Source organism: Pseudomonas sp. ML2-2023-3, assembly GCF_037055275.1.
GTDB lineage: Bacteria > Pseudomonadota > Gammaproteobacteria > Pseudomonadales > Pseudomonadaceae > Aquipseudomonas.
In genome coordinates this window covers 2973317-2995490 of the sequence record NZ_CP146343.1, presented here as the reverse complement: position 1 = coordinate 2995490, position 22174 = coordinate 2973317, and the positions used below count along the sequence as shown (strand labels likewise).

The window sequence follows — 22174 nt, the reverse complement described above, 5'->3', positions numbered from 1 at the left end:
ACTCATCACAAACGGGCTACTTGCGCTCATGGGGTCACCTTGGTGGTTTCTGTGGGAGCGGGCTTGCTCGCGATGGCATCACTGCGCTCATCGATGGAAACCGCGCCGCCTGTATCGCGCACAAGCCCGCTCCCACACGAGGCAGCCAGCCCCGCACGGCGGCCCGAAAACACGCAGTCAGCCAGCGACAGTCCGCTGATGTAGAGGTGTGACGCCACGCCGATGGCTGTGCGCCCCGCACTGAACAGGCCCGCAATCGGCTGGCCTTGTGCGTCCAGGACTGCGCCATTTGATTCATCCACCTTAAGGCCGCCCAACGTCAGCGCCCCCAAGGGGAATATCGGGTTGCCAACGCTGATATCGCAGGCATAAAACGGCCCTTTGTCCAGCACCTGACGGCTGCCTTCAGACTTGCCAAAGGGATCCGGTGCGTCGCCTCGGGCACCGGCGTTGTAGGCGCGCAATGCACCACTCAACTCCCCGGCCTGCATGCCACAGGCCGTCGCCAACTGGTCAGGGTTGTCGCCCTTGCGGACCTTGAGCAGCATCAAGGCCAGCGCCGGCAAGGTCTGGAACCACCAATAGCCCCCAAACAGCGCCTGGCGGATCGCCTGTTTGCGCAAGCGCGCATCCATTACCAGCCAGGCCTGCCCCCCCTGCTCTTCGCATAAAGGCTGGCCTAGGGTGGCGCCGTAGACTTCTTCGTTGCAAAACCGTTGGCCGAGGGTGTTGACCACGATGCCCTTGGGCCAACAGTGCGGCGGGTTGATAAAGCGCCAGGCCGATACCCGGCTCAAACGCTCGCTTCTGGCACCCACCGACTGCCCCAGCAGCAGGCCGCTACCATCGCAACCGGTCGCGCCGACCTTGAAATTGCGGCGAAAGTTGGGCGCATAATCGCGGATCAGTCCGCGGTTGAAGATAAACCCCCCGGTACTGAGAATGACGGCGCGCCTGGCCCGGATCAGCACCGGCTGCCCATGATCGCGCTCCAGCTGGCTGACTTTTTGCCGCAGGCGATCGCAGTAGCCGGGGGCGAAATTTTGCAGGCGCTCGGCCCGTGCCGCCAGGCGTGCATGCAAGCGCGCTTCGCGACTGCCCTCGGGCAAGCTCCAGAACTCGGCGCCAACCACGCGCCCGCTGGCATCCACCACCAAACGCCGGGCAGCGGATTGCAGCAAGGGTTGCACTCCGTCACGCAGGCAGGCGGCTTTCAAGTGGGCGTACAACACCGCGCCGCACTGGCCCTTGCCTACGGTGCGATGACCCCGTGGCGCCGGGGGTTGATCACCGCCGTGGGAGGGCACCAGCTCATTGCCCGAGTAATACAGGAAGTAGCCATCGGACGGGTATGAGGTCTTGCCCCCCGGCGGCATGCTATGGCCGTAGCGGGCACCGTGACTCTCAAGCCAATCGAGGTTGCTGACGCTGTCGTCGCAAAATTTTTGCAGGGTGGCATCGCTGATCACACCCCGGGTTTCGTGCTTGAGGTAGTCGAACATCGCTTGCGTGCTGTCGTTGAACCCTGCGGCCTGCTGGTGCCGAGTCCCACCGCCTGCATACACCACGCCTCCACTCTTGGCACTGGCACCGCCACCGGTAAAGCGGTCGGCCACGATCACATGGGCGCCATTGCTTATGGCCTCCAGCGCGGCGCAGGCGCCTGCCGCGCCCCAGCCGATCACCAGCACGTCGCAGGTGTCTTGCCAGTCCCGCGCGGTCAGTCGTTCGGCCTGCAAGGGCGCGAGGATCTTGCTGTTGCTGGAGCTGCTCTGCGCCCGGCTCATGACAGTGCCCGTACCCGGGCGCTGGCGGTTGCCGACACGCTGCTGGCGATATGGTTGGCAGCGATGTAGCCGAAAGTCATTGCCGGGCCCAGGGTGCCACCGGCACCGGGGTAGCTGATGCCCATCACCGATGCCGAGCAGTTGCCGATGGCATACAGGCCAGGGATTGGCTGGCCGTCTTCTCGTACGACCTGAGCGTGCTGGTTGGTCAGCAATCCGCCCTTGGTGCCGATATCTCCGGCATCCAGGCGCATGGCGTAATACGGGCCTTTGCGTAACGGTGCCAGGCACGGGTTGGGCTTGATATTGCTATCGCCATAGTAGCGATCGAACACGTTGCCACCGCGATCGAAGTCAAGATCGACCCCGGTTTGGGCGTAGCTGTTGATTTTTTGCACGGTGCTGCTCAAGCCCTGGGCATCGACCCCGATTTGCATGGCCAGCGCGTCCAGGCTGTCGGCCTTCCAGTACACGGTATTGAGCCATTCCTTGCGCAGACGGCTGTCGGGGACCACCTGGGCCGGCATCAACGGGCCCATGGCGTAGTGAAAACGGAAGTGACCATCGAAGATCACCCACGACGGCACCGAGCGGCCGCCAGTCTTGCGGTTGTCTGTGTACATGGCGTCGACGAACTCCAGGTACGGCGCCGCTTCGTTGACAAAGCGATGCCCCAGGCTGTTGACCACAATGGCCCCCGGAAACGCCCGTTCGGCAAACACGCCACGGGGTTTTTCCTCGCCTGGCACGGCAATGGTGGGAGCCCACCAGGCCCAGTCCATCAGCGCCGTGGCCGCACCGATATTGAGTCCCGCCTCAAGTGCGGCCCCGGTGTTGTTGCCCGGTGGCGTAGCGCTCCAGCTGGCCCGGGTGGGTTGCGGCAGGTATTTCTCGCGCAGGGTTTGATTCTGCTCAAAGCCGCCGGAGCCAAAAATCACCCCACGGCGGGCCTTGAGTTCCAGGACTTTGCCACCCGTTGCAACCTTGATCCCGCTGACCCGATCACCGTCGAGCAACACGTCCTGAAAGTCAGTGTTGAGCCATAACGGCACGTTGCGATCCATCAGGGAACGGCGCAACGACGCCACCAGGGAGCTGCCCAGTGCGGCGCGGCGGTCGTATTTGCTTTTGCGGCGCCATTTGAAGTCGAGTTTGTAGCGGGCCATCAGCCTGAAAATCAGCCATTGCCAACCAAAACTGCGGGCCATGGCCTTGTGCGCGTCGCGGGCCGTCCAGGCAATGCGCCCCATCAGCAGGGTCGACGGCGAAGGCTTGCGCAGGTTGGGCAGCTCTTCAGCCAGCAGGCTGGTGTCGAATAGCTCCGGGTCCAGGGTGCGACCACCTGGCAAGGCGCCGGGCAGTTGCGGGTAGTAATCGGGGTATTTATCGGCCACGGCGTAACGCACGCGGCTGTTGTCGGTGAGCTTTTTGATCATCGGCGCGGCGTTGTCCAGATACGCCTGCAACCGCTGTGGATCACCGTGCTCGCCGGTGGCGGCCTTGAGGTATTGCAGGGACAGCTCAGGGCTGTCCTGCCCGCCAATGGCGGCAAAATAATGGTTGTTCGGGATCCAGATACCGCCGCCGGAAATCGCCGAGGTGCCGCCATATTTATCGCTTTTTTCGACAATCAGAACCGACAGGCCCTGATCAGCCGCAAACAGGGCCGAGGTCATGGCGCCGGCGCCGGAGCCGACAACAATTACGTCATAGCTGGACTGAGACTGATCGTGAGCCGTCATTATTGTTATGCCTTGCGCTGAGGTCAGAGGTTGATTACCGGGTCACAGAATTGACCCGATCAGACAAAAGGGTCCGCGTTGGGCATGCCCAGCTGTACAAGACCGTAACTGCGGCGGTAAGCCGCCTCGTTGTTGGCGATATGCCCGCGAGCCTGGTGCAGGTCACGGAAGTAACGCGCCACCGGATTGGTGTTGTACAAGCCCGAAGCGGCCATGCAGCGCAGCAGGTCACTGACCCGATCGGCGCAGACGTTGGTCACGTGGGAGGACTGATAGCGATACAACAGACGGGTCTCGACATCCGGGTATTCCCCGGCTGCGGCCAGTGCCAGCAGGTGCCCGTAGTTGCGCATCAGCACCAGCTTGAGCGAGTCGACGGTGATGATTGCTTCGGCCACGGCCGCCTGGGCCGCCGGGTCTTCGGCGGTTTTGGCGCCGTGCTTGCCAATGTGCTTTGCCGCGTTATCGCGAAACTCGTTGATGGCCCCTTGCAAGGCACCAAGGGCCGACGTCGATACGGCGCGGGCAAACACCTGGGCAAACGGGATCGAGTACATCGGGTTGGTATTGACCAGGCGCCCCGGCGTAGCTTCGATGCTGAAGTTATTGGTGCGCTGGACCCGGTGGGCCGGGACAAAAACGTCTTCGACAACGATGTCGTGGCTGCCGCTGCCACGCAGGCCCAGCACGTCCCAGTTCTGTTCGATGCGATAGTCGCTGGCCGGAATCAGGAAGGTGCCGTGTTCGGTAGGGCCCGTTTCGTCTTGCGGCACGATGCCCCCGAGCAGGCACCACTGTGCATGCTGGCTGCCACTGGAAAAACCCCAGCGTCCGCTGACCTGAAAACCACCCTTGACCGGCGTGACCTTGGCCACCGGCATGTAGGTGGAAGCCACCAGCACGGAGCTGTCCTCGCCCCAGACATCACGCTGGGCCTCCATCGGGTAACGCGCCAGTTGCCACGGATGCACACCCACCACGCCAAAGACCCAGGCCGTGGACATACAGCCTTCAGCCAAGGTCATCTGGATTTCAAAAAAGGTGCGCAGATCGACTTCATGACCGCCCCAGATCTTGGGCTGCAGGGCACGAAACAAACCGGCTTCTTGCATGTCACGAATGGTTTCGTCGGGCAGTTTGCAGTCTTTGTCCGCCTGGGCTGAACGGCTTTTGAGCGCAGGAATCAGATTGCGCGCACGTTGCAGCAGCTCAAGCTCAATCGGACTTTTCTCTCGTATCTGATCCATCCGTGTGTTCTCCGTCAGTCTCTCGCTGCGCGAATGCGCGGGCGGTGTATGACGAATAATCCGGCCTGTAACGCTGTGGTTCATCGTCAAAGCGGACTAGGCACACGGCATCACACTGAACTTGTGTGGGAGCGGGCTTGCATCGCGAGCAAGCCCGCTCCCACCGTTTCAGAGGATCGGCAGTGCCGCGAATGGCCGCGCCTGTTCAATCTGCGCACTCAGGCGCAGCAACACGTCTTCGCCGCCCAATGGCCCGGTGAACATCATGCCGATGGGCAGGCCCTTGTCGCTCATGCCCACCGGCAAGGAAATGGCCGGCTGGCCGCTGACGTTGGCCAATACGGTAAAGGACGCGCTGCCCATCGCGTTGTGGGCATAGCTCTCCCAGGGCTGATTGAGGCTCAAGAGCCCCAGGTCCGGCGTGACATTGGCCGTCACCGGCGACAGGATCACGTCAAACGTCTGGAACTGATCTTCCATGTAGCCGCCGATGGTTTCGAACGACTGGCGCGCACGGTACAGGCCTTCTCCAGTGACTTTTTGGGCATTGCCCAGCACCACCTGGGTGATGCGCTCGTAGTCATCGGCCGTTGCGCTTCGCCCCAGCACTTGCTCGCGATCGTGAACCATCGTCAGCAATGCATCGCCAATCACCGAACCATGGGCACCGAACAACTGCCTCGGATCGACATTCAGGCGCAGCTCTTCAACGTCATGCCCCTGGGCTGCGAGGCGTTTGGCGGTGTCGTCCAGCACCCTCGCCACCTCCGGGTCCAGCGGTGCGCCGGTCAGCGAGTCACGCACCACGCCGATGCGCAAGCGACCGGGGGCCGTGCGCAGTTCTTCGACATAAGGGCGTACCAGCGGCTTGGCCCAGTACGGGCTGCCGGCCTCGTGCCCCTGCCCGGCATCCATGAACAACGCCATATCGCGTACATTGCGCGACACCACGTTGCCTACGCTGGCCCCAAACCAGCCCTCATATTTTCCCGGGCCGCTGGGGGTTCGGTAACGCGTCGGCTTGAGCCCGACCAGGCCGCAGTAAGACGCCGGAATCCGGATCGAACCGCCGCCGTCCGTGGCGTGGGCCACGGGAACAATCCCCGCTGCAACGGCCGCAGCCGCCCCACCGGATGAGCCGCCCGCGCTTTTTGCCAGATTCCACGGGTTGCGGGTTTGCCCCCACAGCAGGGATTCGGTGGTGGTGGTCAATCCGAATTCCGGGCAGGTGGTCTTGCCAAACGGCACGGCACCGGCCGCCTGATAACGGGCAATCAGGGTGCTGGTATGGTGGGCCAGCGGCGCATCTTTGTAGAGGCGGCAACCATTGGTGGTGCGGGTGCCTTCCAGGTAGGTATTGAGGTCCTTGATCAGGATCGGCACCCCGGCCAGAGGGCCCGTGGTCGACGCACCGCTGGCAGCACGGGCCTTGAGCAGCGCATTGGCGTAGTCGTCATGGCGCATGTTGACCGCATTGACCCTGGGATTGATCGCATCACATCGGGCCATGGCCGCCGCGAGCAGGTTTTGCGGGCTGAGTTCGCCTTTGTGTATGGCACGGGCCATGTCAGTGGCGTCCATCGCCAGGTACTCGCCAGACGACAGCGCGCCCGTGCTGTCGGCATGGGCAAAACGTCCCAGCAGACCGGCACCCACGGCCAGGGCACCGGCCTTGAGTACGTGTCGACGCTGCCAGCCGGTGGATTCTTCAGGTGTTTGAGCAGGGTTGTGCAAGGTCAATCTCCAGAACATTTCGTGTTGTTTTAGGCGCCAGGGTCCTGTGGGAGCGGGCTTGCTCGCGATTGCATCAATGCGGCCCATGAAGGCGCCGGGTCGACAGCATCGCGAGCAACCCCGCTCCTGCACTGCGTGTTTCAGTCAGCCGTGACCATCGATTGCATGGTGGGCAAAAAGTGCTCGCCATACGGTGGCAGCAGGCCCCACTCACGCCGCGGGTCATGGGCCGGGGCCTTGTAAACGGTGCGCATATGGCTGAATTCCAGGAAGCCTTCACGGCCGTGATAATGCCCCATGCCCGAGGCGCCGATCCCGCCAAACGGTGCGTCGTGCAGAGCCGCATGCATCATCACATCATTGATGCTCACGCCACCGGAAATCGTGTGCTGCAGCACATGGCGCTGCTCTTCTTCACTCTGGCCAAAGTAATACAGCGCCAGCGGGCGCTCACGAGAATTGATGTCGCCCAGCGCCCGATCAATCTGTTCATAAGGCAGCAACACCAGCGCCGGGCCGAAGATTTCTTCATGCATGATCTGGCTGTCGCGAGGCGGGTTGATCACTACGTGCAGCGCACGCCGACGAGTTCGGGCGTCAGCCTCGGGTGCCTGCGGGAAGCTTTCGATCCGGGCGCCCCGCTCGCGGGCATCCTGCACGTAGCCGTCGATGCGTTGCACATGACGGGCATTGACCACTGCCACCACATCCGGATTGTCGTCCGTGGTGGGAAGCAATTCGCTGTAGGCAGCACCCAGCAGGCCGATAAAATCTTCCATCAGCTCGCGCGGCACATACACCACGTCCGGGTTGATGCAGATTTGCCCACCGTTATTGGCTTTGGCCACCGCAATGCTGAAGGCCGCCTTGGCCAGATCTGCGCTGCGGGAAATGATCACCGGGGACTTGCCTCCCAGTTCCAGGGTCAATGGCACCAGATTTTCAGCCGCATTGCGCATGACCGAACGCGCCACTGCGGTGCTGCCGGTAAACACCAGATGGTCGAAGGGTTGCGAGGTGAAGACCTGCGCCAGCCCGGCATCTCCGGTTACTACACCGACTTCAAGTGGATCAAACACGTCGGCAAAGGCCTGGGCCAGAACCCGGGCGGTGCGGGGCACTACTTCGGACGGTTTGAGAATGGCGCGGTTGCCCGCTGCCAGTACGCAGGCCAAAGGGCTGAGCAAGGTGAACAGCGGCGCATTCCAGGTGCCCAGAATGCCGATGGAGCCCTTGGGCTGGTGCATCACCCAGGCTTTGGCACCCAGTTGGTCATAGGGCGAAAACACCTGTCGCGGCTCGTCTTCGACCCAGTGGGCAAGGTGATCGCGAGCATATTTGAGTGATGCCAGCGAACCCAGAACGTCATTCATCAACGAAAAGCCCTGGGGCCGACCGCCAAAGTCTTCATCCATGGCCTCGATCAGTGGCTGCTGATAGCGCACTACGAGCTCTATCACGCGCTGAATGCGGGCCCGGCGCAGTTCTGCGCTGACGTGCCCGGCATCGACAAAGGCTTGTTTTTGCGCCGCCAACAGGCTGGACAGCTGTTCTGGAGCAGTGCTGCTGAACGTCATGGATGAGTCCTCTGATACATCGGTTCAATGAGCTGACCCTAGTGAATAGCACCCCGATTAGCCTCGTCCAATCGGACGATAATCGGCTGTATTCGTTAGTCCATTAAGACGATGTAGCGCACCGCTTCGGGGCGAATACTGCCAGCACGAAAATCCAATCCATGAGGTTCGTCATGGCAATGCAAAGCAGTTTCGACCCGCAGGCATTCCGTACCGCGCTGGGCACCTTTACCACCGGGGTGACGATCATCACCACCCAGGCTGAAGATGGCTCGCCCATCGGCATTACTGCCAATAGTTTCAACTCGGTGTCGCTTAACCCGCCGCTGGTGCTGTGGAGTCTGGCCAAGTCCGCTCGCAGCCTGCCGGTGTTCAGTTCCGGAAAGCACTGGAACGTGCATGTGCTGTCGACCGAACAGGAACCTCTGTCCGGACGTTTTGCGATGCAGGGCGAGAACAAGTTTGCCGAAATCGAACTCGACAACGGCATTAGCGAAGCACCGCTGTTACAGGACTGCACCGCCAGGTTTCAGTGCCGCACGGCCTTTCAATATGAAGGCGGCGACCATGTGATTTTTGTCGGTGAAGTGCTCGCCTTCGATCACAGCGACCGCGCACCGCTGGCCTTTCAAAGCGGCCAATATGCCCTGGCAACCCGTAAACCACGCAGCGAGCTGCGCCTGGCAACCACTCCGCCACCACCGGAGTGCAGCTACACCGAGGACTTGCTCGGGTACCTGCTGGGCCGCGCCCATTACCAGTTGCTCGACGCCCTGCACCGCCTGCTGAGCAATCAGCAGCTGGACGAGCATGCTTTCTTTATCCTTTCGGTCCTGTGTATTCGCGACAACCTGACCCTGGATGAAATCAATCACTTCGTCAGTTACACCGGGCATGTGGTGTCTGTGGCAAGCATGCGTTTTCTCGAAAAACAGAACCTGGTCGCCCTCGAAGGCAGCCAGCAGGCACCGCGCTATGTGCTGACCGCCACGGGCCGTGAGGCGTCGCTGCAACAGGTGGCACTGGCCAAGGCCGTGGAGGAAAACGTGTCGGCCAGGCTCGCTCCCGGCGATGCCCAGGCCCTTAAAGTGCTGCTCAAGCGCCTGATTACGGCCAGTGATCCCGGCTTGCCCGATCTGTGGGCGCCCCGCTAATCCCCTTGAAGGAACCGGACCCTTTATGAACATTATTCAGCGCTTCAACCTGACCGGCAGCGTGGCCGTCATCACCGGCGGCGGGCGCGGCATTGGCCGCGGTATCGCCCTGGCCTGCGCCGAGGCAGGCGCCGATGTGGTACTGGCAGCCCGTACCTTGAGCGACGTTGAAGCGGTGGCCGAAGAAGTTCGCCGCCTGGGACGCCGCGCCCTGGCCCTGAGCTGCGACGTGACTGACGCCGAGCAGCGCAGCGCGGTGGTCACCCAGGCCCGGGAGCACATGGGCCGTATCACCCATCTGGTGAACAACGCAGGCGGCGCAGGCCCCAACGATCCGCTGACCCTGAGTGTCGAGCGCTTCGAAGAAATCATGCGTTTCAACGTGTCCTCGGCCTATCACCTGAGCCAGCTGTGCGTGCCGCACATGCGCGACGCGGGCAGCGGCAACATCATCAATATCACCTCGGGCGCGGCGCGCTATGCCCAAACCCAATTCAGCGCCTATGGCACCGCCAAGGCTGCGCTCAGCCACATGACCCGTTTGCTGGCCCAGGATTTCGCCCCACTGGTGCGGGTCAACGGGATTGCCCCCGGCCCGGTACTGACCGACGCCTTGAACCGTGTCCTGCCGGTTGCCATGCGCGAAGGCATGATCAAAGCCACCCCGCTGCAAAGCCTGGGCGAGGTTGAAGACATCGCGGCAGCGGCGCTGTACCTGGCCTCCCCGGCTTCACGATGGGTCACCGGCAAGATCCTGGAAGTGGACGGCGGGGCCGAGTCGAGTGTCTGGCCGGGCTAGTTCACGGCACAACCAACGGTGGGAGCGTGCTCGCGATACAGGCGATGCGGTCTGTCTGGCAGCGCGCAGTGATTCCATCGCGAGCAAGCCCGCTCCCACAAGGGGTTTTTCAGTTTCAAGAGAGCGTATTTATGGACACACAGTTGATTGAAGCCCTGGGCGATGAGCTGTTTCATGCGTTGCGCGAGCGCCGCAGCCTGCAGCCACTGACCCAGCGTTACCCGGACTTGACGCTGGACATGGCGTACCGGATTTCCCTGCGCTTTTTGCAACGCCGCCAGGCGTTGGGCGAGCTGGTGATTGGCAAGAAAATCGGCGTCACCAGCCGTGCCGTGCAGGAAATGCTGGATGTGCATCAGCCCGATTTCGGTTTCTTGACCGATTCCATGCAGGTCCCGGACAACAGCGATGTGAGCTTCGCCGCCCACCAGTTGGTGCAACCACGGGCCGAAGGCGAGATCGCTTTTATTCTCGGCGAAGACCTGCACGGCCCCGGCATTACCGCTGAAGACGTCATGGCTGCCAGCCTTTGGGTGGCGCCGTGTTTCGAGATTGTCGACTCGCGTATCGCCGACTGGAAAATCCGCATTCAGGACACGGTGGCCGACAACGCTTCGTGCGGCGTGTTCGCCTTGGGTGAGCAACGTATCAACCCCCGCGAACTGGACCTGGCCAAGGTCGAACTGCACATGCTGAAAAACGGACAGCCAGCCGGTAACGGTTTCGGCTCGGCAGTACAGGGCCACCCCTGCGCCGCCGTGGCCTGGCTGGCCAATACCCTGGGCAAGTTCGACATCCCGTTTCGCAAGGGTGAAATCATCCTTTCCGGAGCCTTGGCGCCGCTGGTGCCGGTGCAACCCGGCGATGAGGTCAGCCTGACCCTCAGCGGCCTGGGCTCAGCCCGCCTGCGCTTCGTGCCCTAACCCCTGTTCGAGACCTTTCCCATGACCAAAAAGATCAAATGTGCCCTGATCGGGCCGGGCAATATCGGCACCGACCTGCTCTACAAGTTGCTGCGCAGTGACGTACTGGAACCGGTCTGGATGGTGGGCATCGACGCCACCTCCGAAGGCCTGAGCCGTGCCCGCGAGATGGGCCTCAAGACCACCAGTGACGGGGTCGACGGGCTGTTGCCCCATGTGCTGGCCGACAATATCCAGATTGCCTTCGATGCCACGTCGGCTTACGTTCACGCCGAAAACAGCCGCAAGCTCAATGAGCTGGGCGTACTGATGATTGACTTGACCCCCGCCGCCATCGGCCCGTACTGCGTGCCCCCGGTCAACCTCAAGGCCAACCTCAAGCGCGGCGCGATGAACGTCAATATGGTCACGTGCGGCGGCCAGGCCACCATTCCTCTGGTGGCGGCCGTCAGCAGCGTGCAACCGGTGGCGTATGCCGAGATCGTTGCCACGGCGGCGTCCAAATCGGTCGGCCCGGGCACGCGCAAGAATATCGACGAGTTCACCCGCACCACCGCCAGTGCCATCGAACAGGTGGGCGGCGCCAAAAAAGGCAAGGCGATCATTATCGTCAACCCGGCCGAGCCGCCGCTGATCATGCGCGACACCGTGCACTGCCTGACTGAAACCGAACCGGATCAAGCCGCGATCAGCCTGGCCATTGCCAACATGATCGAGCAGGTACAGCAGTACGTCCCGGGTTACAAGCTGGTCAACGGGCCGGTGTTTGATGGCAACCGCGTGTCGATTTTCATGGAGGTCGAAGGCCTGGGCGACTACCTGCCCAAGTACGCCGGCAACCTGGACATCATGACTGCCGCCGCTGCGCGCACCGCAGAGATGTTCGCCGAGGAAATCCTCAAGGGTGAACTGCACCTCAAGGCATCCGCCCCTCAACCTGCCCTCGCTTAAGGAGTCGACCATGGATCTTCGCGGCAAAAAAATTACCGTGCATGACATGTGCCTGCGCGACGGCATGCACCCCAAGCGTCACCAGATCAGCCTGCAACAGATGAAAGACATCGCCTGTGGCCTGGACGCCGCCGGTGTGCCCCTGATTGAAGTCACCCACGGCGACGGCCTGGGCGGCAGCTCGGTGAACTACGGGTTCCCGGCGCACACCGACGAGCAGTACCTGTCGGCCGTGATCCCGATGATGAAACAGGCCAAGGTTTCGGCTCTGCTGCTACCCGGTATCGGCACCGTGGACCATCTGCAAATGGCTTATGAGCTGGGGGTCAATACAATCCGCGTAGCGACCCATTGCACCGAGGCCGACGTGTCTGAGCAGCACATATCCTATGCACGCAAGCTGGGCATGGACACTGTGGGGTTCCTGATGATGGCCCATATGAACTCACCCGAAGGCCTGGTGAAGCAGGGCAAGCTGATGGAGAGCTTCGGCGCCAACTGCGTGTACCTCACCGACTCGGCCGGTTACATGCTGCCCCACGACATCAAGGCCCGGGTCGAGGCCCTGCGTGCGGCGCTGCACCCGGACACCGAGATCGGCTTTCACGGCCATCACAACCTGTCCATGGGCGTGTCCAACTCCATCGCTGCCATCGAAGCCGGTGCCACACGCATCGACGCCGCCGCAGCCGGGCTGGGCGCAGGTGCGGGTAATACGCCGATGGAAATCCTAGTGGCGGTGTGCGACCGCATGGGCATTGAGACCGGGGTCAGCGTGTTCGGTATTCAAGATGTGGCTGAGGATCTCGTCGTACCGATCATGGACTTCCCGATCCGTAGCGATCGTGATGCCCTGACCATGGGCTATGCCGGGGTGTATGGCTCGTTCCTGCTGTTCGCCAAGCGCGCCGAGAAAAAATACGGCGTACCGGCACGGGAAATTCTCGTCGAGATGGGACGTCGCGGCATGGTCGGCGGTCAGGAAGACATGATCGAAGACACTGCCATGACCCTGGCCCGCCTGCGGGCCTGAGGCTTTGTTCCTTGCCAGGGGCGCTGACCTGATCAGCGCCCTTGGCGTTTCCATCTGACAGGAATTCAACCATGCCCAATGCTCAGGTCGGCTGGCGCAGCCATGCTTTGCTGTTGTTGCTGGCGGCCATGTTTGCCGACAATTTTGTCGGCCGTCAGATTCTGGCGGTGATGATTGAACCGATCAAGGCAGAGTTCGGGGTCAGTGATACGGCGATGGGGCTGATTTCGGGCCTGGCATTTGCCGGGATCTACGCCCTCCTCGCCTTGCCTGCCGGGCGGCTGGCAGATCGCATGTCCCGTACCCGCCTGCTGGCAATTGCCTGCCTGTTATGGGCGGTGGCGACCATGATCTGTGGCCTGGCGGTCAGTTTCTGGATGCTGGCCGTGGCGCGCATGGCGGTTGCCGTGAGCGAGTCGCCGACCACCTCGGCGTCGATGTCGATCATTGCCGATTTGTACCCGCCACATCGCCGCTCGTTTGCCATCAGTTGCTTCACGGCCGCCCCGACCTTTTCCGCCGTCATCGGCCTGAGCCTGGGGGCATGGGTGGTCGAGCAGTATGGCTGGCGCACGGCATTCATCGTGATCGGCTTGCCCGCGCTGTTGTTCTCCACGCTGCTGGCCTTTATCGCAAAAGACCCGGCCCGGGGCCGTTGGGACCTGGCCAGCGCCCATGCTGCCCATCCCCTGCAAAGCATGGGCAGTGAGGCCCGCAAACTCTGGGCCCTGCCCGCCTACCGCTGCCTGGTCATGGCGGGCGGCCTGACCACGCTGGGCTCCTATGCGATCGGCATGTGGAACACCAGTTTTCTGGTGCGCTCCCACGGGTTGTCACTGCAACATGCAGGGCTGCTGGCAGGTTTCATCTGTGGTGGTTTTGCCGGGATCGGCGCGTTATTCAGCGGTTGGCTGAGCGACCACCTGACGCCACGCAACCCGCACTGGCAAGTGGGTATTCCGGTGATCGGCAATGTGGCCGCGCTGGCTGCGCTGTTCGCCTATCTGCTGTGGCCAGACACGGTGTGGACGCAACTGGGCAGCGTGCCTGTCCCCAGCTCGATGCTGTGGTGCGCGCTGTACAGTTTTTTTGTGGTGTGGTGGGTGGCGCCGTCATACAACCTGGTCACCCAACTGGTCCCGGCCAACCGCCGAGGCACGGCCATGGCCTTGCAGACCATCATCTCCACATTGTTGGGGGTTGGGGTGGGTCCTTTGCTGGCCGGCTTGTTCAGTGATGCCTTGCAACCGGCCTTCGGCGTTGAATCCCTGCGCTACGCGTTATTGCTGGTGAGTCTGCCGGTAGCCGGTGCGGTCGTGTTGCTGATCCGCACCTCCACCCATGCTGCACACACCCATTATTTAGCGGCGGAGCGGGCGGCATAGTCATCGACAAATGTGCGGGTCAGCTCATAGGACGACAGCTCGGCCGTGCGTCCGGGGCTCAAGGGGAAGCCCTGGCCCGCCCACAGGTTGATGAAGTCTGCGCAGCCAGGGTCGGATTTGGCCTTGAGCGGTAATAACACACCGCCCGCCAGCGGGAAGGCAGGTGCCTGCGTATTGATCGGGCCCAGTTCGCGCATCACACGATTGACGATGCCGCGGGCCGGTCGTCCGGTAAACAGGTTGGTGAGCGCGGTGTCACTGGCGTCGGCTTCGCGCAAGGCACGGTGATGGGGTGTGGCCAGTTTTGCCTGCGGGCAAAACAGGTAGGCAGTGCCGATTTGCACGGCGCTGGCCCCCAGCGCAAACGCCGCCGCAATACCCCGTGCATCGGCGATGCCGCCTGCGGCAATGACCGGTATGTCCACGGCATCGACGATTTGCGGGACCAGGGCAAAGGTACCGATTTGGGTGGTCAGCTCACGACTCAAGAACATTGCCCGATGCCCGCCAGCTTCGTAGCCCATGGCGATGATCGCGTCACAGCCGTGGCGTTCCAGCCATCGGGCCTCTTCGACCGTGGTGGCTGAACTGAGGATTTTTGCTCCGCAGGCCTTGACCCTGGCCACCAGCTCCGGGGCAGGCAGACCGAAGTGAAAACTCACCACTTCGGGGCGCAACGCTTCGACCAGGGCACAGGTGGCTTCGTCAAAGGGTGCGCGGCTCGACACGGGCGTGGGCGCGTCATAGTCGGCCCCAAGCTCGGTGTAGTAGGACTTGAACAACGACTTCCAGTGCTCGATCGCGGCTTCATCGTAAGCAGGGGCTTGATGGCAGAAAAAATTCAGGTTCAGGGGCTGCTTGCTCTCGGCCCGAAAGGCCGCCACTTCGGCGCGAATCGATTCAAGGTTCAACGTGGCACAGGCCAGAGAGCCCAGGCCACCGGCCTTGGCGACACCGATCATCATATCGGCGCCAGCGCCCAGCATGGGGGCCTGGATGATGGGATGGGTGATGCCGAGCAAGTCGATAAGGCGAGAATCGGGCCAGCAGCTCATGAGGGCACTCACGGGTAATGATCGGGATGCCAATACTAGCGGCTGGCTTGCGAAGGCGCAGCCTTGTTCGAGATGGTGCGCCACTGCGACGAAGCGGTCACGCGGTATACCTGATTAACCGAGGAAGCCGATTTTACGACTGCTGCGCAGCCGGACGCAGCCTCGCACGGCTCGTCAGCGACTACAGATCGCCACCTACCCTTGTAGCCGCTGACGAGTAGAACGAGGCTGCGTTCGAGCACGCAGTGGCGCACCAAACCGGACGCTATTTCTTGCCAGCCAACGCCGCAATCAAAGCCGGGTCATGGTTGTAGATGTCTGGCGCATAGGTCACTTTTCCATCCTTGTTCGCCTGGGCCGTCCAGTAGGTCATCAAGATCGGCATCGGCCGGGACAATCTGAATTCATGGGTCAACCCCGTACTCAACAGCTCTTCGGTACGGGCCTTCTCGGCCGGGGTCACCAGCAAGTCACGCAGCTGGAAGACCGACTCAACCCGCACACAGCCCGAACTGAAAGCCCGCGGTCCCTTGCTGAACAACGCCTGGCTAGGGGTGTCGTGCAAGTACACCGAGAACGGGTTGGGAAACCGGATGGCAATTCGGCCCAGGGGGTTTCTCGGCCCCGCGCCCTGACGCAGAAGGATATTGCCCGGGCGGTCCCAGTCGATGTCCTGGGCCGCCAGCGGCTGGCCATTGCTGTCCACTATCTGCAGGTCCTGGCGGCTGAGGAAAGACGGATCGCGGCGGATCTGCGGCAGTTTGTCTTCGCGGAAAATGGTCGGCGGGATGGTCCAGGTCGGATTCAGGGTCAAGCGATTCACCCTGGATTTGAGCAACGGCGTCTGACGCTCGGCACGACCAACCTGGGTGCGGGTCTGCCACACGGGCACGCCATTCTGGTACACGGTCAATTGTGCAGCAGGCACATTGACCAGCAGGCTGTCAGGCTCAAAGTCCTGGGCTATCCAGCGAAAACGCTCAAGGTTGATGCGCAGCTGTTCGAGCCGATCCCGGGGGCTGATGTTCAGCTCTTTCAAGGTCCCGGCCCCGATCACACCGTCGGCCTGCAACGAGTGATCAAGCTGAAAGCTCTTCACGGCTGCCGCCAGCTCATTGGTGTAGGTGTGATCGACAGAAGCCGGCAGGTGGTTCAGGTAGCCTTCGTTGAGCAGCCGTCGGGCCAGTTCGGGCACCCGGGCATCCTGCATGCCGGGCCGCAACAAGGGGCCACTGGCCAGGGGCTGCCATTGTGGCAGTGGTTGCAGACGCTGGCGGGCATAGACCCGGCGCAAGTTCTGATACAACTCGCCTTGGGGACGCGCCTGGGCAAAGGCCCGGGGAATATCGTTCAGTCCCGGCCCTGCCAGGGCCAGAATCCGCGCCTGACGGTCTTGCGGCACCTCGCTGGCATGCCATACCGGCTCAAACTGCGACTGGGGCAGACGCCCATAGTGCAGATCCTGCAATGCCTGAAGGTACTGCTGGCTGATCTCGATATCGGCGCACACGTCCCGAGTGGCTGGCAGCTTGTCGTTGTCAGGGTTCAGACCGTCATCCGCCAACTGCCCCAGTGCCGACTGCAAGGCGCTCAGGCGTTGGTTGTCGGTCCAGACCAATTGATCGTTTTGCCCCAGATAAAAACCCTGCAGCAGTTGCTTGGCAGCCCCATTGACTCGCGCCGCCAGGCCCGGGCAGTCCTGGGGCAGTTGACTGAGTGCCTGCTGAACCGGACTCAGGGAACCCGCAGGTAGGGGATCGGCTACAGCGACCAATGGCGCAGTCAGCAGGACAATGCTCAAGTAAAATGCGCGTTTTTTGAACAACTGCTTAACTCCAATTAAGGGCCGTCACCAGGTACAACAACTGAATCTGCAGTTACGGTAAACCCACAGGCTAGCATCTAACGCAGGATCGCCAAGTTATCGGCGCAGGATTGCCGGCCTGACATCATCGAGAACACGCTATTTATGCTTATCTTTTTACGTCGCTTTTGTTTCGCAGCCCTCGCACTGGCTGCAACCTGCAGCACTGCATACGCTGCCAATCCTCAACTGCTCAGCAAACTCAGCCATGCCGCCCCCGAACTCAACCCGCAGGCCCTGAAAAGCGCCCTGAGTGCCATGCAATGCGCGGTCAACAATGGTGCCAAGCAGGCCCAGCACCTGGCCGTGATCGACTTCTCCCAGCCTTCAACGGCACGACGTCTCTGGATCTTTGACCTGAACCGCAAGACGTTGGTTCTACGAGATCTGGTGGCCCACGGAAAAGAATCCGGCGAGAACTTCGCCACCAGTTTCTCCAACACCGAAGGCAGCAACCAGTCCAGCCTTGGGCTGTTCAGTACGCAGGAAAGCTATGTCGGCAGCCACGGCTATTCGTTGCGCATGGACGGCCTGGAGCCGGGCATCAATGATCAGGCCCGCGAACGGGCGATCGTGATCCACCCCGCCGATTACGTTAATCCGCTGTGGAGCAAGACCCAGGGCCGTATCGGCCGCAGCCTTGGCTGCCCGGCAGTACGCCCGCAAGTGGCGCGCAAGGTAGTCGACAAGCTCAAGAATGGCCAGTTCATGTTCGCCTGGTACCCCGACAAGCGCTGGCTGCAATCCTCGGCCTACCTCAACTGCCAGCCACGGCAGGTGGCAAGCATTGTGTCAGCCAGGCATGAGGTCATGCCCGGGGGTTGAAAGCGAAGGCGCAATGCCGGTACATAGTGCGTACATGTCCAAGGAGATTCACCATGTCCGCGCTGCACACGAGTGCCTGTATTTATCGTCCCATGACCCAGGCCGATTTACCCGCAGCCCACGGGCTGTCCTCGCAACTGGACTGGCCCCACCGACTGGAAGACTGGGGCCTGTTGCAGCGGGTCTTCAAAGGATTTGTAGCGACGGTCGATGACCGTTTGATCGGTACGGCATTTGCCTGCCCCCAGGGCGACTTTGCAACCATTGGCCTGGTGGTGGTCAGCCCCGACTTTCAGGGCCAGGGCATTGGCCGCCTGCTGATGGAACGGGCACTCGACGCTTGCCAGCCAGGCACTCCGATCCTCAATGCCTCCGTTGCTGGCGCCCCGCTGTACCTGAGCCAGGGCTTTGTCGAGTTCGGCACCATTGAACAGCGCCAGGGCCTGGCCCAGACCGTGACACTTGAACCCCTTGCACAAGATGAGCAACTGCGTGACCTCTGCGAACAGGATCAGGCCCGGCAACTGTTGCTGGCCAACGCCGGCAGCGGGCTGGACCGAAGCGCCCTCTTCGAGCAGTTGCATGACACGATCGTGCACTCGGTGGGGATCGTACGCGAGGGTCAGCTACAGGCGTTTGCCCTGTTGCGCCGGGCCGGACGCGGTCACTGCATTGGCCCTGTCATTGCACAAAATACCCGCCAGGCCAGGCACCTGATCGCCACCCTGCTCGCCCGGATCCCCAACCAATTTGCGCGCATCGACGTACCGATGGACAGCGGCCTGTGTGAATGGCTGACCCTGGCGGGCCTTGAACCGGTGGACCGCGTAACCCAGATGGCTCTGGGTACGCCCCCGCAGCCTGGCGACTTCGTACGCCAGTTCGCACTGGTTTCCCAGGCCATCGGCTGACACGTCGAGCGAAGGATGTGGGAGCGGGCTTGCTCGCGATGGCATCACCACAGTACCCCGCCTTGCCGTTTCTTATCCGTTACCGACCCTTTTCCATTGAAAGCGACACCTCCCCGGGCCTGTTGTTGACTCATCGGGCTCGGCGCTATTTATTACTATTAATCCGCATTAATACGATAAATAGAAAATATGCTCAGTCGCCCCCTGCACCGTAAACGCCAGAAGCTCTCCGATGTGATTGTCGAGTCGGTCAAGCGCTCGATCGTCACCGACGCACTCAAGCCCGGTGACCGGTTGCCCACGGAACGGGAGCTGATGGAGAGCTTTCAGTGCTCCAAGGGCTCTGCCCGCGAAGCACTCAAGGCGCTGGAAGTCGAAGGCCTGGTCAACACCCGCACCGGCCCCAGCGGCGGCGCCTACCTGAATCAGGCCGGGACCGAGCCCGCCAGTCGCGCCCTGCGCAACTACCTGCACTTTCAGCACCTGGATGGCGAACAGGTCTACCAGTTACGCAAGGTGATCGAAGTCGAACTCGCGGTGTCGGTGATTGGCCGCCTGAGTGCCGAGGACTATCTGGCCCTGCAGGCCAACGTGGATTTTTGCAGCGCGCCCGAAGACAGTGAAGCCGGACAACGGGAGCAGCGGCTGGCAGAGCTGGAATTCCATAACCTGCTGGCACGGGCATGCCCCAATCCACTGCTGAGTTTCATGGCACAATTTCTCAACGATCTGCTGCGCGACCTGGTGGTGCTGAAGAAAGCCTACAAACCCAAGCGCAAGCAGTTCGACGCCGCCAACCTCGACTATCACAAGCAACTGCTGATTGCCTTGCAAGCAGAGGACGAAGCCTCTGTGCGCAGCCTGATGCACGAACACATGTGCGACGCCGAACATCATATGACCGCCCTTGAGGGCCAGGTCAGCCCGCATTTCCTGCTGGAATTCGATCACAACCACTAATCGCTGTGCCAATAAAAGGCCTGCCCACAGGCCATGATCCGCCGTTTGCCATTGCTACTCCTGCCAATAACTAATCAAACCAGGGAGTTTCCCCATGCAACGTCGCACTTTGTTGAAAGCAAGCCTGGCCGCTGCCAGTGCTCTGAGCCTTCCGCTGGGCATGCGCCATGCCTTCGCCTCCGAACCCTTTACCTTCTATGGCCTCAAGTCCATGTCCGGTGCCTTTGCCAGTTACGGCAAGTTCGCCGACATGGGCTCGCGCCTGGCGGTGGAGCAGTATCCGCAGTTGCTGGGCAGACCCCTGAACTACAAGGTGATCGACACCGAGGGCAACGCCGGCAAGGCAGTGCGCAAGGTACAGGAGGCAATTGCCCAGGACGGTGCGCGCTTCTTTCAGGGCTGTACCTTGTCGTCTTCAGCACTGGCCGTCGCAAAGGAAGTGGACAAGGCAGGCGGTGTCTTCATGACCCCCGTGGGTGCCGACGAAGTGACCGGCAAGGACTGCAACAAGGCGACGTTTCGCTGGTCGGTGCCCACCTACGGCGCCGTGCGCGAAACCCTGGTGCCGCTGATCAAGCGATTGCCCGAGGCCAAGCGCTGGTACACCATCACCCCGCAATATGTATTCGGCGAAGCACTGCTCGAGGGCACCAAAGAGGTGCTGAAGGAGCATGGCCTGGAACATGTCGGCAACAGCTATCACTCCCTGCAGGAACAGGAATTCTCCGGCTACCTGACCAATGCCATTGCTGCCAGGCCCGATGTGCTGGTGCTGCTCAACTTTGGCAGCCAGTCGTCCAACACCCTTCGCCAGGCGGTGAATTTCGGGATCAAGGAACGAATGAACGTCCTGCTGGTGTGGTCGGCTGGCCTGGATCAATTCCAGGAACTGGGCAGCGACATTCTGGAAGGCGTTTACCTCGGCGCCCAGTACTGGCATCAGGTGGATACTCCGCTCAACCGCGAACTGGTCAAGATCACCAAGGCCAAATACGGGATCAACCCCACCTACCCCCTGGCCGCCGACTACATCAGTACCAAGGTCATGCTCGACACCATCGCTGCCACCGGCAGTTTCGATGGCCCCACAGTGGCCAAAGCCATGCAGGGCTTGAGCTACGAAGGCCCGACCGGCCCCGAATCGATCCGCGCCGGTGACCATCAGGTGATCAAGGATTACTACCTGCTGGTCGGCAAACCGGCTGACCAAATGAGTGACAAGGACGACCTCGCCCAAGTGGTCAGCTCCGGTCAGTCGTTTGCCCCGGTACAAGACACCGGCTGCGTTCTGGGCTGAGCCCCGGCACTTCTTCAGCTTTTGCTACTGGCAGCCGATCACCCGTGATCGCCTGCAGAGGGTATCTGCATGCTCGAACTCTACCTGTTTCAGATTCTCAACGGCCTTGGCCTGGGGATGATCTACTTTCTGATTGCCGTCGGACTGACGATCATTTTCGGCCTGCTGAACTTCGTCAACTTCGCCCACGGCGCGTTTTTCCTGCTGGGCGCTTACATCTGCTACACCGCGGTCAGCCTGACCGGCAATTTTTGGCTGTCGCTGCTGCTTGCGCCCTTGCTCGTCGCCGCACTGGCCTGGGTGATTGAGCGATTGCTGATCCAGCGGATTTATCACTTGCCCCACATGTTCCAGATTCTGGTGACCCTGGGGATCGCGCTGATCATCCAGGAAGCCAGCGTGATGATCTGGGGCCCGGTGGGCAAAAGCGTTGCCGTACCGCAGTTGCTGCGCGGCGTGCTGGTGATCGGCGACTTTGTCTATCCCTACTATCGCCTGTTCCTGATTGTGTTTTCAGCCCTGGTGGGATTCGGTCTGTGGCTGCTGCTGGAGCGCACGCGCTTTGGCGCCCTGGTGCGCGCCGGCAGTGAAAGCACGGAAACCGTATCGCTATTGGGCACCAATATTTTCCGCCTGTTTTCCATGACGTTCGCCCTGGGCGCTGGACTCGCCGGTGTGGCCGGTGTGCTGTTTGCGCCATTGCGCGGCGCCCAGCCCTTTGTCGGCCCGGAAATTCTCGGGGTGGCTTTTGTGGTGGTGGTGATCGGCGGCATGGGTTCATTCAGCGGCGCGCTGGTGGGCGGCCTGTTGGTGGGCGTGGTGCAAAGCCTGATGACAACTATCTGGCCCCAAGGGGCGAGCCTGATGATTTACGGCGCGATGGCCGTGGTCATTCTGCTGCGGCCTTACGGCCTGTTCGGGAGAGCCTGA

General features: G+C 61.7%; 18 protein-coding genes. 11 read left to right on the top strand and 7 right to left on the bottom strand.

Going from position 1 to position 22174, the window contains the following annotated elements; genetic code table 11:
• Positions 1 to 26 precede the first annotated feature (26 nt).
• From V6P94_RS13825 to V6P94_RS13805, 5 genes are all read right to left on the bottom strand, one after another.
• A complete protein-coding gene (locus tag V6P94_RS13825; protein WP_338647085.1) occupies positions 27 to 1787 on the bottom strand; it encodes an FAD-binding protein in 1761 nt (586 codons plus the stop codon).
• Positions 1784 to 3529: an FAD-binding protein gene (locus tag V6P94_RS13820; RefSeq protein WP_338647082.1), complete on the bottom strand. Its 1746-nt coding sequence runs from the start codon at positions 3527 to 3529 to the stop codon at positions 1784 to 1786. The genes V6P94_RS13825 and V6P94_RS13820 overlap by 4 nt, the downstream gene beginning before the upstream one ends.
• Before the next feature lie 59 nt (positions 3530 to 3588).
• Positions 3589 to 4776, bottom strand: coding sequence for an acyl-CoA dehydrogenase family protein (locus V6P94_RS13815; RefSeq protein WP_338647080.1), 1188 nt, complete (start codon positions 4774 to 4776; stop codon positions 3589 to 3591).
• A gap of 168 nt (positions 4777 to 4944) precedes the next feature.
• Positions 4945 to 6528 (bottom strand): amidase, encoded by a 1584-nt coding sequence (locus V6P94_RS13810; RefSeq protein WP_338647077.1) that lies wholly within the window; start codon positions 6526 to 6528, stop codon positions 4945 to 4947.
• Between the two features lie 122 nt (positions 6529 to 6650).
• Positions 6651 to 8087, bottom strand: coding sequence for a coniferyl aldehyde dehydrogenase (locus tag V6P94_RS13805; protein ID WP_338647074.1), 1437 nt, complete (start codon positions 8085 to 8087; stop codon positions 6651 to 6653).
• A gap of 173 nt (positions 8088 to 8260) precedes the next feature.
• Between V6P94_RS13805 and V6P94_RS13800 the strand changes: the two genes are divergently transcribed.
• From V6P94_RS13800 to V6P94_RS13775, 6 genes are all read left to right on the top strand, one after another.
• Entirely contained in the window at positions 8261 to 9241 is a 981-nt protein-coding gene (locus V6P94_RS13800; RefSeq protein WP_338647071.1) for a flavin reductase family protein, read from the top strand.
• Between the two features lie 25 nt (positions 9242 to 9266).
• The gene (locus V6P94_RS13795) at positions 9267 to 10040 is read left to right on the top strand and encodes a glucose 1-dehydrogenase (RefSeq protein WP_133077424.1); all 774 of its coding nucleotides are present in this window, start codon (positions 9267 to 9269) and stop codon (positions 10038 to 10040) included.
• 131 nt (positions 10041 to 10171) lie between these two features.
• Positions 10172 to 10963: a fumarylacetoacetate hydrolase family protein gene (locus V6P94_RS13790; protein WP_133077423.1), complete on the top strand. Its 792-nt coding sequence runs from the start codon at positions 10172 to 10174 to the stop codon at positions 10961 to 10963.
• A gap of 21 nt (positions 10964 to 10984) precedes the next feature.
• Positions 10985 to 11914 (top strand): acetaldehyde dehydrogenase (acetylating), encoded by a 930-nt coding sequence (locus tag V6P94_RS13785; RefSeq protein ID WP_133077422.1) that lies wholly within the window; start codon positions 10985 to 10987, stop codon positions 11912 to 11914.
• Between the two features lie 10 nt (positions 11915 to 11924).
• A complete protein-coding gene (gene dmpG, locus V6P94_RS13780) occupies positions 11925 to 12947 on the top strand; it encodes a 4-hydroxy-2-oxovalerate aldolase (protein WP_338647068.1) in 1023 nt (340 codons plus the stop codon).
• Between the two features lie 71 nt (positions 12948 to 13018).
• Positions 13019 to 14332: an MFS transporter gene (locus V6P94_RS13775; protein WP_338647066.1), complete on the top strand. Its 1314-nt coding sequence runs from the start codon at positions 13019 to 13021 to the stop codon at positions 14330 to 14332.
• Here V6P94_RS13775 and V6P94_RS13770 read toward each other — a convergent pair.
• Both V6P94_RS13770 and V6P94_RS13765 read right to left on the bottom strand, forming a co-directional pair.
• Positions 14305 to 15387 (bottom strand): nitronate monooxygenase family protein, encoded by a 1083-nt coding sequence (locus V6P94_RS13770; RefSeq protein WP_338647063.1) that lies wholly within the window; start codon positions 15385 to 15387, stop codon positions 14305 to 14307. The genes V6P94_RS13775 and V6P94_RS13770 overlap by 28 nt on opposite strands.
• Positions 15388 to 15652: 265 nt before the next feature.
• On the bottom strand, positions 15653 to 17212 hold the full coding sequence (locus V6P94_RS13765; protein ID WP_338647061.1) for a L,D-transpeptidase family protein: 1560 nt from the start codon (positions 17210 to 17212) through the stop codon (positions 15653 to 15655).
• Between the two features lie 144 nt (positions 17213 to 17356).
• Between V6P94_RS13765 and V6P94_RS13760 the strand changes: the two genes are divergently transcribed.
• From V6P94_RS13760 to V6P94_RS13740, 5 genes are all read left to right on the top strand, one after another.
• Entirely contained in the window at positions 17357 to 18076 is a 720-nt protein-coding gene (locus tag V6P94_RS13760; protein WP_133077417.1) for a murein L,D-transpeptidase catalytic domain family protein, read from the top strand.
• Between the two features lie 53 nt (positions 18077 to 18129).
• Positions 18130 to 18987 carry a GNAT family N-acetyltransferase gene (locus V6P94_RS13755; protein ID WP_338647058.1) on the top strand — a complete coding sequence of 286 codons (858 nt, stop codon included), beginning with the start codon at positions 18130 to 18132 and terminating at the stop codon, positions 18985 to 18987.
• Between the two features lie 189 nt (positions 18988 to 19176).
• Positions 19177 to 19947 (top strand): FadR/GntR family transcriptional regulator, encoded by a 771-nt coding sequence (locus V6P94_RS13750; RefSeq protein WP_219261433.1) that lies wholly within the window; start codon positions 19177 to 19179, stop codon positions 19945 to 19947.
• A 94-nt stretch (positions 19948 to 20041) separates the two neighbouring features.
• Positions 20042 to 21244 carry an ABC transporter substrate-binding protein gene (locus tag V6P94_RS13745; protein WP_219261432.1) on the top strand — a complete coding sequence of 401 codons (1203 nt, stop codon included), beginning with the start codon at positions 20042 to 20044 and terminating at the stop codon, positions 21242 to 21244.
• Positions 21245 to 21313: 69 nt separating this feature from the next.
• The gene (locus tag V6P94_RS13740; protein ID WP_019821837.1) at positions 21314 to 22174 is read left to right on the top strand and encodes a branched-chain amino acid ABC transporter permease; all 861 of its coding nucleotides are present in this window, start codon (positions 21314 to 21316) and stop codon (positions 22172 to 22174) included.

Excerpts from the sequence above, each read along its gene's own strand:
- dmpG (WP_338647068.1), top strand. The coding sequence starts at position 11,925 with ATGGATCTTCGCGGCAAAAAAATTACCGTGCATGACATGTGCCTGCGC.
- V6P94_RS13760 (WP_133077417.1), top strand. The coding sequence starts at position 17,357 with ATGCTTATCTTTTTACGTCGCTTTTGTTTCGCAGCCCTCGCACTGGCT.
- V6P94_RS13770 (WP_338647063.1), bottom strand. The coding sequence starts at position 15,387 with ATGAGCTGCTGGCCCGATTCTCGCCTTATCGACTTGCTCGGCATCACC.
- V6P94_RS13820 (WP_338647082.1), bottom strand. The coding sequence starts at position 3,529 with ATGACGGCTCACGATCAGTCTCAGTCCAGCTATGACGTAATTGTTGTC.
- V6P94_RS13795 (WP_133077424.1), top strand. The coding sequence starts at position 9,267 with ATGAACATTATTCAGCGCTTCAACCTGACCGGCAGCGTGGCCGTCATC.
- V6P94_RS13805 (WP_338647074.1), bottom strand. The coding sequence starts at position 8,087 with ATGACGTTCAGCAGCACTGCTCCAGAACAGCTGTCCAGCCTGTTGGCG.
- V6P94_RS13815 (WP_338647080.1), bottom strand. The coding sequence starts at position 4,776 with ATGGATCAGATACGAGAGAAAAGTCCGATTGAGCTTGAGCTGCTGCAA.
- V6P94_RS13755 (WP_338647058.1), top strand. The coding sequence starts at position 18,130 with ATGTCCGCGCTGCACACGAGTGCCTGTATTTATCGTCCCATGACCCAG.
- V6P94_RS13790 (WP_133077423.1), top strand. The coding sequence starts at position 10,172 with ATGGACACACAGTTGATTGAAGCCCTGGGCGATGAGCTGTTTCATGCG.
- V6P94_RS13825 (WP_338647085.1), bottom strand. The coding sequence starts at position 1,787 with ATGAGCCGGGCGCAGAGCAGCTCCAGCAACAGCAAGATCCTCGCGCCC.
- V6P94_RS13800 (WP_338647071.1), top strand. The coding sequence starts at position 8,261 with ATGGCAATGCAAAGCAGTTTCGACCCGCAGGCATTCCGTACCGCGCTG.
- V6P94_RS13745 (WP_219261432.1), top strand. The coding sequence starts at position 20,042 with ATGCAACGTCGCACTTTGTTGAAAGCAAGCCTGGCCGCTGCCAGTGCT.
- V6P94_RS13810 (WP_338647077.1), bottom strand. The coding sequence starts at position 6,528 with ATGTTCTGGAGATTGACCTTGCACAACCCTGCTCAAACACCTGAAGAA.
- V6P94_RS13785 (WP_133077422.1), top strand. The coding sequence starts at position 10,985 with ATGACCAAAAAGATCAAATGTGCCCTGATCGGGCCGGGCAATATCGGC.
- V6P94_RS13775 (WP_338647066.1), top strand. The coding sequence starts at position 13,019 with ATGCCCAATGCTCAGGTCGGCTGGCGCAGCCATGCTTTGCTGTTGTTG.
- V6P94_RS13740 (WP_019821837.1), top strand. The coding sequence starts at position 21,314 with ATGCTCGAACTCTACCTGTTTCAGATTCTCAACGGCCTTGGCCTGGGG.
- V6P94_RS13750 (WP_219261433.1), top strand. The coding sequence starts at position 19,177 with ATGCTCAGTCGCCCCCTGCACCGTAAACGCCAGAAGCTCTCCGATGTG.